Genomic DNA, 719 nt, shown 5'->3' with positions numbered 1-719 from the left:
AACTCGATCACCGAGGACAAGCCGGCCACCTTCACCGTCACCCTCAACCGCAGCCTGGAGCGTGACCTCACCGTCACCCTGAGCAACGGTGACACCGTAACGGTCAAGGCAGGCAAGACCACCGCCTCTTACACCTTGGCCGCCCAAGGTGACGACGTGTTCAAGGACGGCGAAACTATCCAGCTGAGCGTCAGCAGCGCGGTCGATGTCGGGGGCAAGGGCTTCGAGAACCTGCAGATCAACGCCACTCCGGCGTCGCTGCAGGTGCTCGATACCACCAGCGAAGTGATCGCGACCCTGGCCGCCGACAAGACCACCGTCACCGAGGGTGGCCAGGTCACCTATACCGTGACCCTGACCAACGCCCAGGGCCTGGCGGTGACCGGCCATGGCGGCCTGACCTTCACCCTGACCGATGGCAGCAAGGTCATCGTGCCGAACGGCAGCGCGACCGGTACCGTGATTGTCACCGCCAAGGATGACGTGTACACCGGCGGCCAGGCCAATATCGTCAACAAGCTGGTCTCGGTCAGCGGTGACGACGCCTTCGAGAAGCTGACCCTGGGCGGCGAAACCCGCATCACGACAGTGACCGACGAGCCAAGCGGCCAGGGCGACAAGGTCTCGGTGACCATCGTCAGCAACGGCGATGTCACCGAAGCCCAGCAGCCGTCGTTCACCGTCAAGGTCAACCAGGTGCTGGACCGTGACCTTACCGT

General features: G+C 63.8%; 1 protein-coding gene. It reads left to right on the top strand.

What is annotated here, in order from left to right; genetic code table 11:
- Positions 1-719: immunoglobulin-like domain-containing protein (locus tag G7009_RS27310; RefSeq protein WP_181133378.1), on the top strand; the 719-nt coding region annotated here is incomplete at both ends.

Source organism: Pseudomonas capeferrum (genome assembly GCF_013523055.1).
Taxonomy (GTDB): Bacteria; Pseudomonadota; Gammaproteobacteria; order Pseudomonadales; family Pseudomonadaceae; genus Aquipseudomonas; species Aquipseudomonas capeferrum_A.
The sequence above is the reverse complement of the archived record's forward strand: the minus strand, read 5'-3'. Positions and strand labels throughout refer to the sequence as shown.